This is a genomic window from Massilia sp. DJPM01 (assembly GCF_030348125.1).
GTDB lineage: Bacteria > Pseudomonadota > Gammaproteobacteria > Burkholderiales > Burkholderiaceae_D > Telluria_A > Telluria_A frigida.
In genome coordinates, this window is sequence record NZ_JAQOZV010000072.1 from 16,430 (window position 1) to 31,843 (window position 15,414).

The 15,414-nt window shown below is 61.2% G+C and carries 15 protein-coding genes; 11 read left to right on the top strand and 4 right to left on the bottom strand.

Translation table 11 applies throughout. The features are described from left to right. The first annotated feature begins 124 nt into the window (after window positions 1-124). Window positions 125-1,180: a polysaccharide lyase family 1 protein gene (locus PO883_RS30175; protein ID WP_289313052.1), complete on the top strand. Its 1,056-nt coding sequence runs from the start codon at window positions 125-127 to the stop codon at window positions 1,178-1,180. Between the two features lie 76 nt (window positions 1,181-1,256). Next, window positions 1,257-2,069, top strand: coding sequence for a pectate lyase (locus tag PO883_RS30180; RefSeq protein ID WP_289313053.1), 813 nt, complete (start codon window positions 1,257-1,259; stop codon window positions 2,067-2,069). Window positions 2,070-2,159: 90 nt separating this feature from the next. On the opposite strand, the gene PO883_RS30185 is transcribed toward PO883_RS30180, so the two are convergent. Continuing rightward, the gene (locus tag PO883_RS30185; RefSeq protein WP_289313054.1) at window positions 2,160-2,675 is read right to left on the bottom strand and encodes a type II secretion system protein; all 516 of its coding nucleotides are present in this window, start codon (window positions 2,673-2,675) and stop codon (window positions 2,160-2,162) included. Then, complete coding sequence (locus PO883_RS30190; RefSeq protein WP_289313055.1) at window positions 2,668-3,366, bottom strand: FadR/GntR family transcriptional regulator; 699 nt, start codon at window positions 3,364-3,366, stop codon at window positions 2,668-2,670. The genes PO883_RS30185 and PO883_RS30190 overlap by 8 nt, the downstream gene beginning before the upstream one ends. A 167-nt stretch (window positions 3,367-3,533) precedes the next feature. On the opposite strand from PO883_RS30190, the gene PO883_RS30195 reads away from it, so the two are divergent. Beyond that, window positions 3,534-4,673 carry a polyamine ABC transporter substrate-binding protein gene (locus PO883_RS30195; protein WP_289313056.1) on the top strand — a complete coding sequence of 380 codons (1,140 nt, stop codon included), beginning with the start codon at window positions 3,534-3,536 and terminating at the stop codon, window positions 4,671-4,673. A gap of 494 nt (window positions 4,674-5,167) precedes the next feature. Here the strand turns inward: PO883_RS30195 and sixA are convergent, their stop codons facing one another. Together sixA and ppk1 are read right to left on the bottom strand one after the other, a co-directional pair. Continuing rightward, on the bottom strand, window positions 5,168-5,635 hold the full coding sequence (sixA, locus tag PO883_RS30200; protein ID WP_289313057.1) for a phosphohistidine phosphatase SixA: 468 nt from the start codon (window positions 5,633-5,635) through the stop codon (window positions 5,168-5,170). A gap of 12 nt (window positions 5,636-5,647) precedes the next feature. Beyond that, entirely contained in the window at window positions 5,648-7,750 is a 2,103-nt protein-coding gene (gene ppk1 / locus PO883_RS30205; RefSeq protein ID WP_289313058.1) for a polyphosphate kinase 1, read from the bottom strand. 231 nt (window positions 7,751-7,981) lie between these two features. Here ppk1 and pstS point away from each other — a divergent pair, with 231 nt between their 5' ends. From pstS to PO883_RS30245, 8 genes are all read left to right on the top strand, one after another. Next, entirely contained in the window at window positions 7,982-9,025 is a 1,044-nt protein-coding gene (gene pstS / locus PO883_RS30210; protein ID WP_289313059.1) for a phosphate ABC transporter substrate-binding protein PstS, read from the top strand. 171 nt (window positions 9,026-9,196) lie between these two features. Then, window positions 9,197-10,186 (top strand): phosphate ABC transporter permease subunit PstC, encoded by a 990-nt coding sequence (gene pstC / locus PO883_RS30215; protein WP_289313065.1) that lies wholly within the window; start codon window positions 9,197-9,199, stop codon window positions 10,184-10,186. Further along, window positions 10,183-11,043: a phosphate ABC transporter permease PstA gene (gene pstA, locus PO883_RS30220; protein WP_289313060.1), complete on the top strand. Its 861-nt coding sequence runs from the start codon at window positions 10,183-10,185 to the stop codon at window positions 11,041-11,043. Before pstC ends, pstA begins: the two co-directional genes overlap by 4 nt. Before the next feature lie 25 nt (window positions 11,044-11,068). Continuing rightward, on the top strand, window positions 11,069-11,854 hold the full coding sequence (gene pstB, locus PO883_RS30225) for a phosphate ABC transporter ATP-binding protein PstB (RefSeq protein WP_167093859.1): 786 nt from the start codon (window positions 11,069-11,071) through the stop codon (window positions 11,852-11,854). A 31-nt stretch (window positions 11,855-11,885) separates the two neighbouring features. After that, window positions 11,886-12,593: a phosphate signaling complex protein PhoU gene (phoU, locus tag PO883_RS30230; protein WP_054267437.1), complete on the top strand. Its 708-nt coding sequence runs from the start codon at window positions 11,886-11,888 to the stop codon at window positions 12,591-12,593. A gap of 5 nt (window positions 12,594-12,598) precedes the next feature. After that, complete coding sequence (locus tag PO883_RS30235; RefSeq protein ID WP_167093858.1) at window positions 12,599-13,288, top strand: response regulator; 690 nt, start codon at window positions 12,599-12,601, stop codon at window positions 13,286-13,288. Window positions 13,289-13,455: 167 nt separating this feature from the next. Then, window positions 13,456-14,736, top strand: coding sequence for a phosphate regulon sensor histidine kinase PhoR (gene phoR, locus PO883_RS30240; protein WP_289313061.1), 1,281 nt, complete (start codon window positions 13,456-13,458; stop codon window positions 14,734-14,736). Window positions 14,737-14,937: 201 nt separating this feature from the next. Then, window positions 14,938-15,414, top strand: a 477-nt coding sequence (locus tag PO883_RS30245; RefSeq protein ID WP_289313062.1) for a hypothetical protein, incomplete at its 3' end; no start/stop codon positions are given.

Below are 15,414 nucleotides of genomic sequence, written 5' to 3' on the forward strand. Positions count from 1 at the left end.
CGTGCTCTCCGTGGATGTTGTACGGCAACAAAGCGGCGCTCCGTTCGGTCTACATCGCCGCTGGCGGGAACGTTCCAGCCGGCCCGGCGTTCTAAAAAAATACTCATACTTACGGAGTAAGCGCATGAACGTATCGACATTGAAACTGACGCTGGCAGCCGCCGCCGTGCTGGCGGCCACCCAAGCGGTGGCCGGGCCGGTGGGCTACGGCGCCGCCACCACGGGCGGTGGCAACAAGGCCGCCGTGAACGTATCTTCGCTGGCCGACATGGCCGCCAAGATCAAGGCGTATTCGGGTAGCGGCGGCCTGGTACTGAACTACACCGGCAAGTTCGACTTCGCCAGCATCAAGGATGTCTGCGCACAGTGGAAGAAGCCGGCCCAGACCCTGGAAATCAAGGGCAAGAACGACATCACGATCCGCGGCGCGGCCGATTCGTCCGCCAACTTCGGCATCCGTATCGTGGGCGATTCGAGCAACGTGATCGTGCAGAACATGACCATCGGCCTGCTGCAGGGTGGCGAAGACGCCGACTCGATCTCGATCGAAGGCACGTCGAGCGGCAAGCCAAGCAAGGTCTGGATCGACCACAACACCATTTTCGCTTCGATCAAGTCGTGCCCTGGCGCGGGCGATGCCTCGTTCGACGGCGGCATCGACATGAAGAAGGGCGCCAACCACATCACCGTGTCGTACAACTACGTGTACAACTACCAGAAGGTGGCGCTCAATGGTTACAGCGAAAAGGACACCCTCAATGCCGGATCGCTGACCACCTACCACAACAACCGCTTCGAGAACGTCAAGTCGCGCCTGCCGCTGCTGCGTTACGGTAAAGCCCACATCTTCAACAACTACTTCGGCAACGTGGACACCTCGGGCATCAATGTGCGCATGGGCGCGATGGCGCTGGTCGAATCGAACTACTTCGAGAACGTCAGGAACCCGGTCACCTCGCGCGACAGCGCCAAACTCGGGTACTGGGACCTGCGCAGCAACTTCGTCGGCAGCGGCATTACCTGGGGCGCGCCGGAAGACGGCATTTACGCCAATGCCACCGACTGGAAGACCACCAAGGCCTACGGCCCGACCGGCTACAACTACACCGCCAGCGCGGCTGCGGGCGTGAAAGCGAAAGCCATCGCCACCGCCGGTGCGCGCACCAACCTGGCCCAGTAACTCGATGTGAATTCGTTGTAGTTCTACCCATCCCCCAGGCGGGGATGGTTATTTCATTCATCCATCAGGAGTCACCATGAAACGATTCAACGCTCTTCTTTTCGCAGTCATCGGACTGTTTGTCGCCACCAGCGCATTGGCCGCCCCCGGCAAGCGCGCCATCCCGTCGTGCACCAAAGTGCCGGTCACGCAAACGACCGACGTACCGGCCAATACCGTGTTCGATGGCCTGGTCAAGTACGGCAAGATGGTTTGCCTGGTCGGTAATACCAAGAAGATGGATGGCAGCCAGTCGGAAAGCCAGATCCCGCACTTCAACCTCGGTGTTGGCGCGACGCTCAAGAACGTGGTGCTGGGCGATCCTGCCAAGGGCGCGGGCCGTAACCTGACTGCCGGCGGCGCCGATGGCGTCCATTGCGCAGGCAACTGCAAGATCGAGAACGTGTACTGGGGCGATGTGGGCGAAGATGCGGCCACCCTCAAAGGCGCCGGCACCATGACCGTCACCGGCGGCGCTGCGTACAAGGCGGCCGACAAGATGTTCCAGAATAACGGCGCAAACAGCAAGATCGTCATCACCAACTTCTACGCGGAAGAAGGCGGCAAGCTGTATCGCTCGTGCGGCAATTGCTCGAGCCAGTCGGCACGCACCGTCACCATCAGCGGCGTGACGATCTATAACCTGAATGCGGGCGTGGGCGTGAACAGCAGCTTCAATGCCTCGAAACTGCCGGCGCTGGCCAAGGCCTACGATGTGGCGACCATGAGCGACTTCGTGTCGAACAAACCGTCGTCGCGCTGCGCCACGTTCGTCGGTACCTCGAAAGGCAATGAGCCAGGCAAGGACACCAACGCCGCCAACATCGCGCGTGCCTGCATTTTCAAGTAATCAAGCGATCAGGTGAAGTAGCGGCCCTTGTGGCCGGTTTGGCCACGCGACAGGGCAACCTGCCGCGTGGTATTTTTTCGTTTGCGGACCTCAGTCCTCGGGTTTGAGCGTGTCTTTGCAGTTCCCGCCGCATGCCATCACATACGCGAACTGCCAGTCGCAGTAGCGCTTCTGGCCATCGAGGTACATCCAGTCGCCGTCGGGGAAGCTGCGCCGTATCGTCGGCGCGCACGATGCGCTGCGCACGCCCATCACGCCGCCGCCCGGCGCGCGCACCAGCTGCCAGTCGGCCTTGCCGGTGATCGGGTCGGGATAGAGCTGGCGCAGGTAGCGCTTCATGCCCGGCTGGCGCGGGTCCTGCAGCAGATCTTCCAGGCGCGATGGCGCATGGCTGGCATGGCCTCCCGGCGTATTGAGTTCGAATTCGAGAAAGGCGCGGATGTACTGCTTGCCGACGAACAGAAGCTCGTTTTCGGCCTCGCGCCGGCGCGCCAGTTCGCCCACCGAGACGGTGGCCGCCGTCGCCACGCCGATCACGGCGATCATCACCATCAGACCCACGTAGGTAAAGCCGCCGGTGCGCGGCGCGATGCCCTGCTTACGCACGGGAGAAGGTCCGGGTCACGCGTTCGAGATGGGTGCGCATGGCGTGGCGCGCGCCGGCCACGTCGTGCGCGGCGATGGCCGCCAGGATGTTGCGGTGGTCGATCAGCGTCTGCTTGCGCAGTTCCTCGGTCTGGAAGTGTTCCTTGAGCTTGTGCCAGAGCGTGCCGCGCTGGTTCCACAGGTAGTCGACCGCGCCCACCAGTGCCGTGTTGCCGGTGGCGCGTGCCAGCGCCATGTGAAAATTACGGTCGGCCTGCTCGTTGCTGGCGCGGTCTTCGTGGTCGCGCTCCATTTCCAGCACAGCGGTCAGGATGGCGTCGATGGCCGAATCGGTGGCCATTTTGGCGGCGATGCCGGCCACCTCGGTTTCGATCATGCGGCGCGCGGCCAGTACCTCGAACGGACCGGGGCCGACTTCCGGCGCCTGGCTGGCGCCGCCCGCCAGCGCGCTGACATACACGCCCGAGCCGCTGCGCACCTCGACCACCCCGCCCAGTTCGAGGGCGATCAGCGCTTCGCGCAGCGAGGCGCGGCTCACGCCCAGGCGCGCGGACAGGTCGCGTTCGGCCGGCAGGCGCTGGCCCGGCTGGATGCCCTCGGCGGCGATCAGGGTCTGGATGCTGTCGGCCACCACCCGGTACATGCGTGGTTCCGGGGCGTTCCCGCCGGGCGCCGCAGGGGTTGTTTTCATGGTCGGGAATTTGTCCGGGAAGGGGATAAGCGGAAAGGATACCGCAAGAGGGCCGGTGTGGGCCAGTTCGGCGTGCGCGGCGGCGCTTGCCAACCGGGCCGCAATGCCCGATGATTCTGGCAGTACGCCCCGATATGCGGGGCTTTCATCTACTTACGGAGGCATCAATGGTGGCAGTCAATCGGCATTCGCACGCACAACGTCGGCTCGGGCTCGGTCTTGCCGCCCTGGCCGCGGTGATCTGGTCGGGCGCTCCGGCCCAGGCCCAGCAAGCGGAGGAAAAGGTGCTGAACGTGTATAACTGGTCCGATTACATCGGCGACGACACGATCAAGAATTTCACCAAGGAGACCGGCATCACGGTGCGTTACGACGTCTTCGACAGTAACGAAGTGTTGAACGCCAAGCTGGTGGCCGGGAAATCGGGTTATGACATCGTGGTGCCGACGGCACCGTGGGCGCGCCAGCAAATTGACGGCAAGCTGCTGCGCAAACTCGACAAGTCCAAGCTGCCGAACCTGGCCAATCTCGATCCGGGCATCCAGGCCAAGCTGGCCGTGCTGGACCCGAACAATGAGTATCTGGTCGACTGGATGTGGGGGTACACGACGGTCGGCATCAATGTCGACAAGGTCAAGGCGGCGCTGGGCACAACCCCGCTGCCAGCCAATGTGTGGGAGCTCATTTTCAATCCCGTGTACACGGCCAAGCTGAAATCGTGCGGCGTGTCCTTCCTCGATTCGCCGTCCGAGGTGTTCCCGGCGGCGCTGCATTACATGGGCAAGCCGGCCTATTCAAAAAATGCGGCCGATTATGCCGAGGCGGGCAAGATGCTGCAGGCGGTGCGCCCGAGCGTGACCTTGTTCAGTTCTTCCGGGTATATCAATGACATGGCCAACGGCGCCATCTGCCTGGCCTTCGGCTGGGCAGGGGACATCAATATCGCCCGTCAGCGCGCCATCGATGCCAAGAAGGGCGTGAAGATCGAGGCGCTGGTGCCGAAGAATGGCGCGCCGCTGGTGTTCGATACCATGGCCATTCCGGCCGATGCGCCGCATCCGAACAATGCGCATCTGTGGATTAACTACATCCTGCGTCCGGAGGTGCAGTCCGGGCTGACCAACAAGGTGTTTTTTGCGAATCCGAACAAGGCCGGCATGAAATTCGTGCGCAAGGATGTGGCGGAGAACAAAAGCGTGTTCCTGTCGGATGAGGATCTGAAGAAGATGGTTGCGCCGGAAGCGGTGCCGCAGGATATTCGCAGGGTGATGACCAGGACGTATACGAAGTTCAAGACCGGGCGCTGATCAACCCATCCGTCGCTCCCGCGCAGGCGGGAACGCATGCGTTGCCCCCAAGTTCGTTCCGTAGTCCGGGGCTGAGCATGCAAACTTGGTCCCCCGCCTGCGCGGGGGCGACGGTGGCAGGGGAAGGATAACGTCAAATCCGCTACTAGCGAGCCAGTGGAACGTGTACACGGCTCGTCCCGCAAACGCAAACGCGAACGGCAACGCAAACGGCAACGCCAACGCAAAAGCGGCAAGCGCCCAAAAGGCCTTGCCGCTTTTTTTATCGGCCCTTATCAGGCCCAGTGCTATTCGTGATAGCGATCGCGCAGGTCGAGCGCGCTGCCGTGAACCTCTTCCACCAGTTCATACAGCACCAGCCCTACCATCCCTCCAAAAATGGCCATGAAAAGTATGCTTAACATGATCATGAACCGCCGTTGAGCGATTTCTCCCCTTAGTTGATACATCTAAACTTTAGCAGATGAATTTCGCAATTCAAGCCGGCAATGAACTTATTTAACAATCAGGTCGGGCGCCATCACGCCCTTCAAATACAGGCTGTAGGGGTCGAGCGCTTCGCGCTGCACCAGCCACCACGCGTTGGCCTTCTTGATCTGCCAATCCTGCGGCTGGCCCGCCAGCAGCAAGGCCGCCACCTGGCCCAGGGTCGGCTGGTGGCCGACCACCAGCACCGGCTCGCGTCCGTTGGGCCAGTTGGCCGCCATCAGCACATCTTCCGGATCGGCGCCCGGCGCCAGGTCGTGCACGATCTTGAACTTGCGCTTGAGCGGCTCCACCGTCTGCAAAGTGCGCAGCGCCGGGCTGACCAGGATGCGGCAGCTGCCCGGCAGCTGCGAGGTCAGCCAGTCGGCCATGCGCCTGGCCTGCTTCTGCCCCTTGGGCGTGAGCGCGCGCTCCATGTCGTCCTGGCCCGGTTCGGCGTCGTACGCCTCCGCATGCCGCCATAAAATCAGATCCATGCTGTCGTCTCCTTACTCGCTATCGACCGGCGGCGTGCCCAAAAGTTGCATCAAATGTCGCTGCGCCGAAAATTCCACCTGCTTGCCGCGCACCCGGCGGCGCTGGTAATGCCCGCTCGGATCAAGTTCCCATGCGTTCGAGTTATCTTTCAGGTAAGGGTTCAAACCCTCGTTGATCACGCGCCGCTTGAGCGCCTTGTCCAGGATCGGGAAGGCGACTTCGATGCGGCGGAACAGGTTACGGCTCATCCAGTCGGCACTGGCCAGGTACACATCGTGCGCCAGGTCGTTGCGGAAGTAGTAGATCCGGCTGTGCTCCAGAAAACGGCCAATGATCGAGCGCACCTTGATGTTTTCCGACAGTCCCGGCACGCCCGGCTTCAGGGTACACGCGCCGCGCACGATCAGGTCGATTTTCACGCCGTCGTGCGAGGCCGCGTACAGCGCGCGGATCACCGATTCGTCCACCAGCGCATTGATCTTGACGATGATCCGCCCCGGCCGGCCCGAACGGGCGATCTTGGCTTCGTTGCGGATCGCCTTGATGATCTCGCTCTGGAGCGCGAACGGCGCCAGCCACAAATGGGTCAGCTTGTGCGGCTTGGTCAGGCTGGTGAGATGGATGAACACTTCGTTCACTTCCTGCGCCATTTCCGGGTGCGCGGTCAACAGGCCAAAGTCGGTGTACAGCCGGGTGGTGGTCAGGTGGTAGTTGCCGGTGCCGAGGTGGGCGTAGAAGCGCAGCCCGCCCGGGTTGCCGTCGGCGTCGGCTTCCTCGCGCCGGATCACCAGCGCGACCTTGGCGTGGGTTTTCAGGCCGACCACGCCGTACACCACCTGGGCCCCGGCCTGCTCCAGCTTGTCGGCCCAGTTGATGTTGGCTTCTTCGTCAAAGCGCGCCATCAGTTCCAGGATCACCGTCACTTCCTTGCCGGCGCGGGCGGCGGCCATCAGCGCTTCCATCAGGTCCGAATGCATGCCGGTGCGGTAGATGGTCTGCTTGATCGCCACCACCGACGGGTCGTGCGCGGCCACCTGGATGAAGTCGACCACGGTCTGGAATGACTGGAAAGGGTGGTGCAGCAAGATGTCGTGCTTCTTGAGCTGCTCGAAGATGTCGTGATGCGTGGACTTTTGCGGCATGCCGGGCACGAACGGCTCGAAGCGCAAACTCGGCTGTTTCACATGGTCGATCAGCTCGGCCAGGCGCACCAGGTTGACCGGGCCGTCGACCGCGTACAGCCGGCTCTTGTCGAGCCCGAATTGCTCGAGCAGGAAATCGGCCAGTTCAGGCGCGCAGTTCTTGGCCACTTCCAGCCGCACCGAGGTGCCGAACTGGCGTCCCTGCAATTCGCCCTTGAGCGCCTGGCGCAGGTTCTTGACTTCTTCCTCGTCGACCCACAGGTCGCTGTCGCGCGTGACGCGAAACTGGGAATAGGCGATCACTTCGCGGCCCGTGAACAAGTCTTCGATGTGCGAGTGAATGATCGACGACAGCAGGCAGAACGACATGCCGCCGTTGGTCGACAAGTGATCCGGCAAACGTATCACGCGCGGCAACACCCGCGGCGCCTTGACGATGGCAATGCCCGTGCCGCGCCCGAAGGCATCCTTGCCGGTCAGCGAAATGATGAAGTTCAGGCTTTTGTTGACCACCTGCGGAAACGGGTGGGCCGGGTCGAGCCCGATCGGGGTGAGCAGGGGGCGCACTTCGCGCTCGAAATAGTCCTTCACCCAGGCCCGCTGGGCATCGTTGCGGTCGGTGTGGCGCACCAGGTGCACGCCGTTTTTTTGCAGTTCGGGCAGCACTTCGGTGTTCAGCACGGCGTACTGGTCCTTGACCAGATTGTGACATTCATTACTGATGCGCGCCAGGTTGGCCGCCAATGCCGGATTTTCCGCGAGATTACCCTGGGCCAGCAGGCTGGCCACGCGCACTTCAAAAAATTCGTCCAGGTTGTTACTGACGATGCACAGGTAGCGCAGGCGCTCGAGCAGCGGCAGCGAGGTGTCTTCAGCCTGCGCCAGCACGCGGCGGTTGAACGTCAATTGCGACAGCTCGCGGTCGAGGAAGATGTTGGCGCGCGCCGGATCCGGCGTCGATGCAGTTTTCATTATGTCTTTAGCTAGTCAGATAGATAATAGTAAACGCAGCCAGTGTAATAAAGAAATATTACAAGTCGGTGACACAAGGGGTAAATTGTGTGACATGGCTTGTGGATGTGCCAAGCGTATCATGCAGCCAGCGAAAGGATTCTTACAGGATTTCAGCCATGTCATAAACGTGTCATATTTGCGCGTTAGACTGCGCAGCATTCCACGTTGTATAACCCACAAGGACTTGATATGCGAATGAAACAGTTGTTAGCTTCCATTATCGTTGGCGTTGGCGCACTGGCGGTTTCGACTTCCGCCCTGGCAGTTGACATGACCGGCGCAGGTGCGACCTTTCCTTACCCTGTGTATGCAAAATGGGCGGAGTCGTACAAGAAGGCGACCGGCAATGGCTTGAACTATCAATCGGTCGGTTCCGGCGCAGGCATCAAACAGATCAAGGCAAAAACCGTTGATTTCGGCGCTTCCGACAAGCCGCTTGGCGTGGAAGAGCTCGACACTGCCGGCCTGATGCAGTTCCCGGCCATCATGGGCGGCGTGGTTACCGTGGTCAACATCGACGGCATCGCGCCAGGCGCACTGAAACTGACCGGCCCGGTCATCGCCGACATTTACCTGGGCAAGATCACCAAGTGGAACGCGCCTGAAATCGCCGCCCTGAACCCGGGCGCCAAGCTGCCGGCCGAAGAAATCACCGTGGTGCACCGCGCCGACGGTTCCGGCACCACTTTCCTGTTCACCGATTACCTGTCGAAAGTGTCGCCGGAATTCAAGACCAAGATCGGTGCCGATGCATCCGTGAAATGGGCAACCGGCGTGGGCGGCAAGGGCAACGAAGGCGTGGCCTCCACCGTGCAGCGCGTCAAGCACTCGATCGGTTACGTGGAATGGGCGTTCGCCAAGAAGAACAAGATCGCTCACACCCAGCTCAAGAACAAGGAAGGCACTTTCCTGCAGCCGGACGACGAGAACTTCAAGGCGGCTGCCGCCTCGGCCGATTGGGCCAAGGCGCCCGGCTTCGGCATCGTCCTGACCGACCAGGCTGGCAAGAACAGCTGGCCGATCACCGGCGTGTCGTACATCCTGATGCACAAGAGCCAGGCCGATGGCGCCAAGGGCAAGGAAGTCCTGAAATTCTTCGACTGGTCGTTCAAGAATGGCGACGCGTCGGCCGTCGAACTGGACTACGTGCCGCTGCCGGACAGCGTCACCAAGCTGGTGGGCGATTCCTGGAAAGCCAGTCTGAAAGATGCTTCCGGCAAGGCCATCTGGTAAGTCGGAAGAGGGTGGGTCTGGTGCCCGCCCTGCAAGTGCAGTCGTGCAAAGAAGTCACGGCAGGCAAGCCATGGGGCATGCCTGCCGGTCAGCATTCTAGTAATACCTTGAAACTACCTCCATGTGGACACCTAGCGAAGTCAATCAATGAGCGCACACCCAACTATCGCAATGGACATGAGCAAACCGGCGGAGCCCGACCGCGAGCAGGTTGCCATGCTGTCAACGATGCGCAAGCAGCGCATCCAGGATTTTTTCTTCCACAAAGTGACCCTGCTGTTCGCGGCATCGGTCCTGATCGTGCTGATCGGGATCATCGGTTCGCTGGTGGTCGGCGCCGCGCCCGCCTTCAGGGAATTCGGCATCGGCTTCATCACCAGTGTCGAATGGGACCAGGGCAACGACAAATACGGCGCCATGATCGCCATCGTCGGCACCCTGGCCACCTCGATTATCGCCCTGCTGATCGCGTTTCCGGTCAGCTTCGGCATCGCACTGTTCCTCACTGAAATCTGCCCGGTCTGGCTGCGCCGCCCGCTGGGCACCGCCGTCGAACTGCTGGCGGGCATTCCGTCGATTATTTACGGCATGTGGGGCATGGTCGTGTTTGCGCCACTGTTCGCCGAATACGTGCAGCCGCTGTTGAAAAACACCCTCGGCCACTTGCCCATCATCGGCCATCTGTTCACCGGCCCGATGATGGGGATCGGCATCCTGACCGCCGGCCTGGTGCTGTCGATCATGATCATTCCCTTCATCGCCTCCGTCATCCGCGACGTGTTCGAGATCGTGCCGGCCGTGCTGAAAGAATCGGCATACGGGCTGGGCTGCACCAAATGGGAAGTGGTGCGCAAGATCGTGCTGCCGTACACCAAGACCGGCGTGGTCGGCGGTGTCATGCTGGGCCTGGGCCGCGCGCTCGGCGAAACCATGGCGGTGACCTTCGTGATCGGGAACGCCAACAAGCTGTCGTGGTCGATCTTCTCGGCTGGTAACAGCATCTCCTCGACCCTGGCCAACGAATTTGCCGAAGCCCAGTCGGCGCTGCACGTGTCGTCCCTGCTGGCGCTGGCCCTGATCCTGTTCATCATTACTTTCATCGTCCTGTCCGCCGCCAAGCTGATGCTGGCCGGAATGTCGCGCAAGGAAGGCGTCAAATGAGCCAGACCATTCTCAATCCCGTCTACCGCAAGCGCCTCTGGAAGCACCGCATCGGCATCGCCCTGTCGGTGATGGCCATGTCGGTCGGCCTGATGTTCCTGATGTGGATCCTGTGGACCCTGCTGAGCAAGGGCTTCGCCGGACTTTCGCTCGGCCTGTTCACCCAGGATACGCCCGGTCCCGGCAGCGACGGCGGCGGGCTGCGCAACGCGATCGTCGGCAGCCTGATGATCGTCGGCCTGGCCACCTTCATCAGCACCCCGATCGGCATCCTGGCCGGGGTCTACCTGGCCGAATACGGCGAAGAGAACCGTTTCGCCCAGGTCACCCGCTTCGTCACCGACATCATGCTGTCGGCGCCATCGATCGTGCTCGGCATCTTTGTGTGGACCATGTATGTCGACGTCTCCAAGCATTATTCGGGCTACGCCGGGTCGATCGCGCTGTCCCTGATCGCCATTCCGGTGGTGGTGCGCACCACCGACAACATGCTGCGCCTGGTGCCGCAAAGCTTGCTCGAAGCCGCCTTCGCCCTGGGCGCCCCGCGCTGGAAAGTGGCCACCACGGTGCGCCTGCGCGCCGTGAAATCGGGCGTGGTGACCGGCGTGCTGCTGGCGGTGGCGCGCATCACCGGCGAAACCGCGCCGCTGCTGTACACGGCCCTGAACAACCAGTTCTTCAGTTCCGACATGAATGCGCCGATTGCCAACCTGCCGGTGGTCATCAATCAGTTCGCGATGAGCACGTCCGACAACTGGATCGACCTGGCATGGGCCGCAGCGCTGTTGCTGACCTTCAGCGTGTTGTTATTGAACATTGTGTCGCGTACCATGTTCAGCCAGAAAACCACGAAATAATCGACCGATCCATCTTATGAGCCCTATGCCTACACCGATTCCTACTGTAACGCCAAAGAACAAGACGATCGAGATTTCCGGCCTGAATTTCTTCTACGGCAAAACGCAAAGCCTGACCAATGTCAGCCTCGACATTTTTGAAAAACAGGTGACGGCCTTCATCGGCCCGTCCGGCTGCGGCAAGTCGACCCTGCTGCGCACCCTGAACCGCATGTACGATCTGTACCCCGGCCAGCGCGCCGAGGGTTCGATCATGTACCGTGGGAAAAACATCCTCGATCCGGGCCAGGACGTGAACATGCTGCGCGCCAAGGTCGGCATGGTGTTCCAGAAACCGACCCCGTTTCCGATGTCGATCTATGACAACATCGCCTTCGGCGTGCGCCTGTACGAAGACTTGTCCAAGGGCGAAATGGACGAGCGCGTCGAATGGGCGCTGAAAAAAGCCGCGCTGTGGGGCGAGGTCAAGGACAAGCTGTCCAAGAGCGGCCTGTCGCTGTCGGGCGGCCAGCAGCAGCGCCTGTGCATCGCGCGTGGCGTGGCGGTGAAGCCGGACGTGCTGCTGCTCGACGAGCCGACCTCGGCGCTGGACCCGATCTCGACCGCGAAAGTGGAAGAACTGATCAGCGAACTCAAGCAGGACTACACGATCACCATCGTGACCCACAACATGCAGCAAGCCGCGCGTTGCTCGGACTACACCGCCTATATGTACCTGGGCGAGCTGGTCGAGTTCGGCGAGACCGACCAGATTTTCATGAATCCCGCCCGCAAGGAAACGCAGGATTACATCACCGGACGCTTTGGCTGAGCCACGACAATTCTAAATACGGAGAGCAGTAATGATAGGCGAGCATTCATCCAAGCAGTACGACCACGAACTTGAAACCATCCGCTCCAAGGTGTTGCTGATGGGTGGCATCGTCGAGACCCAGTTCCTCGACGCGATGACCTGTTTTCGCATCGGCAACCTGGAGCGCGCCGACCGCGTGATCGCGGAAGACGACGAAGTCAACCAGCTGGAAGTGGCGCTCGACGACGCTTGCAGCCACCTGATCGTGCGGCGCCAGCCGACCGCCAACGACTTGCGCACGGTCATGGCCACGATCAAGGTCATCACCGACCTGGAGCGCATCGGCGACGAAGCGGCCAAGATTGCGCGCACCTCCAAGAATTTGCACGGGCGCGGCGCGGTCGGCGTGAACCATTACGAAATGGTGCGCACGATCGCCACCGCCACCTCCGACATGCTGCACGATGCGCTGGACGCCTTTGCGCGCCTCGATGGCAAGCAGGCCTTGCAGCTGATCGCCCAGGATGCGGTGATCGACCATGAATTCCGCTCGATCATGCGCAACCTGATTACCTTCATGATGGAAGACCCGCGCACGATTTCGTCGGCGCTGGACACCCTGTGGGTGGCCAAGGCCATCGAGCGCATTGGCGACCATGCCAAGAACATCGCGGAATATGTGATCTACGTCGTTGAAGGCAAGGATATCCGGCACTCCAAACAGGCGCATTCGATCCCAGACAACCCCTTACCGTAATACCAATGGCATCTGACAAAACGACTGTATTGATAGTAGAAGACGAGCCGGCCATTGTGGAACTGGTCACGTTCTCGCTGCGCGAGGCGGGCTGGAATGTGTGTTCGGTGCAGAATGTGGCCGACGCCTGGGAATTCATGCAGCAGCGCATACCGCACCTGATGCTGCTCGATTGGATGTTGCCGGACCAGACGGGTTTGCGCCTGCTCTCGCGCATGCGTTCGGACCGCAATTTCCAGGATATTCCGGTGATCATGCTGACCGCCAAGAGCATGGAAGAGGACAAGATCGCGGGCTTGAACAATGGCGCCGACGATTACGTGACCAAGCCGTTTTCCCCGCGCGAGCTGCTGGCGCGCGCCAAGGCGCTGCTGCGCCGCAAGAGTCCGGAGCATGACCAGGCGGTCATGAGTGCCGGGCCGGTGACGCTGGACCCGGTCAGCTGCACGGTATCGATCGACAGCCAGAAGATCGACATGGGGCATGCCGAGTTCAAGCTGCTGAAGTTCTTGCTGGCGCATCCGGAACGGGTGTTTTCGCGCAGCCAGTTGCTCGACAAGGTGTGGGGCGACCATGTGGTGATCGAGGAACGCACGGTCGATGTGCATGTGCTCAGGCTGCGCAAGGCGCTCAAGGAATCGGAAAAGCTGATCAAGACGGTGCGCAGCGTTGGGTATATGCTGTCGGAGAAGTGATTTGTCGCAGTAGATATAGATATCGGCGTAACCCATACCTTCACCTCGTCGTTCCTGGCACTGCCAGAAACGACTTCCCGCGCCAAGGCGGCATTCGGCGGGAACGACGGGGCTAACGGTAAACGAACGTTTATTCGGTTAGCTTGAACAAGGACACTCCCCGCAACATGAATCCCAAACTGCTGTTCTGGATCCCCGCGCTGCTGCGCATGAGCTTTATCCTGCTTGGCGCGGGCGTATTCTGGTGGCTGTTCGGCCTGGTCTACGGCCTGGCCGTGGCCTTCCTGTCCGTCTTCGTCCTGCTGTTCATCCAGCTCTCCTACCTGCATCAGCTCGGCTACTGGCTGGACGACCCGCACTCGGCCAAGCTGCCCGACGGCTGGGGTTCCTGGACCAATATCTTCTCGCGCCTGTACCGCCTGCGCCGCGACGACGAGCGCAACCAGGCCGAATTGACCGAATGGCTGGCCCGTTTCCGCCAGGCCATGCACCTGCTGCCCGACGGCGTGGCCATCATGGACGACGTCCTGTTCCTCGAATGGTGCAATCCGGCCGCCGAACGCCACTTGGGCCTGACCCTGGAGCGCGACAAGGGCATGCGCGTCACCAACCTGATCCGCCATCCGGATTTCATCGACTACATCATCCTCGGCCGCTACGAAAACCCGCTGACCCTGAGCTTGCGCGACCGTAAGCTGATCTGCCAGATCATCCCCTTCGAAAACCGGCGCCAGATCCTGGTCACGCACGACGCCACCGAAACCCAGCGCATCGAGGAAATGCGGCGCGACTTCATCGCCAACGCCTCGCACGAGCTGCGCACGCCGCTGACGGTGATCGTCGGCTTCCTCGAAATCGCGTCGAGCGAAATGAACCTCGACGCGGAAACGCGCATGTCGCACCTGAAACTGATGACCGAACAGGGCCACCGCATGCAGCGCCTGATCGAAGACATGCTGACCCTGTCGCGCCTGGAATCGGTGGATTACCCGCTGCGCAGCGAATCGGTCGACATTGCGGCGCTGATGGAGCAAATCCTGCAGGAGGCGAGGGCGCTGTCGGGCGGCAAGCACCAGATCACGTCGAGCGTCAATGGTCCGAACATCATGGGCAACGCGGAAGAGCTGCGCAGCGCCTTCGGCAACCTGGCCTCGAACGCGGTGCGCTACACGCCGCCGGGCGGCACTGTGCACCTGGCCTGGCAGATCGGCCCGAACGGCCCGCAGTTCGTCGCCACCGACACCGGCATCGGCATCGACCACAAGCACATCGCGCGCCTGACCGAACGCTTTTACCGGGTCGACAAGAGCCGCTCGCGCGAAACCCAGGGCACCGGGCTGGGGCTGGCGATTGTCAAGCACGTGCTGCTGCGCCACGGTGGCAACCTGAGCATCAAGTCGGAAGCGGGAAAGGGCAGCAGTTTTATCGTGTCGCTGCCGGCGACTTGATGGCGCGCACGTGCGTCGAGGGGGAGGTGCCGAATGAGTACGGGTATTAAGATTGCGTTCCATTTGAAAAAATACGGAGCCGTTCAAGCTGGTCCTATACACTATTGCCATATCGCAATACGTAAGAATCTCAAACAGTCACCCTTGGTTTTCCCCCTGGCAATCGCCGCCAGGATTCTCTCGTAGAGGACAGGAAAACCAATGCCGATGCCCAACGCCAGCCTGTTTTCGTCACACAGTCGTCTCATACGTTCCGTCCTGATACTGCTGCTCCTGGTGCCCGGCAGTGCACGCGCGGAGGGCGGTCTTCCAGAGGGAACGCTGGGCTGGTGGTATTACACCGGGATGCTTAATCCAGATCGTTATGCGGCCGACCCGGTTACTGCCTGTCAAAAAGGGGCGATGCACCACGCGCGACAGTCGATTGTTGCGATGCGGCCTGTCAAAGGCCGCCGCGACTATTTCGAATGCGCCTATAGGTGGCCCACCTCACATGGCCCCGTCTCCTGGCTTGGGGAAGCCATCCTGCGGTGTGAACCGGGATATCAGGCTTATGGGCAGGGCGTCTGCCGCAAACAAAGGCCGGAAAGTCCTGCACCCTTGAAATGCGGAGAGGCAGCTGGGAACCCGGTTCAGTTTGCCAGCGGCGCCAAAGTCCAGCATGAAATTGATCTGGAC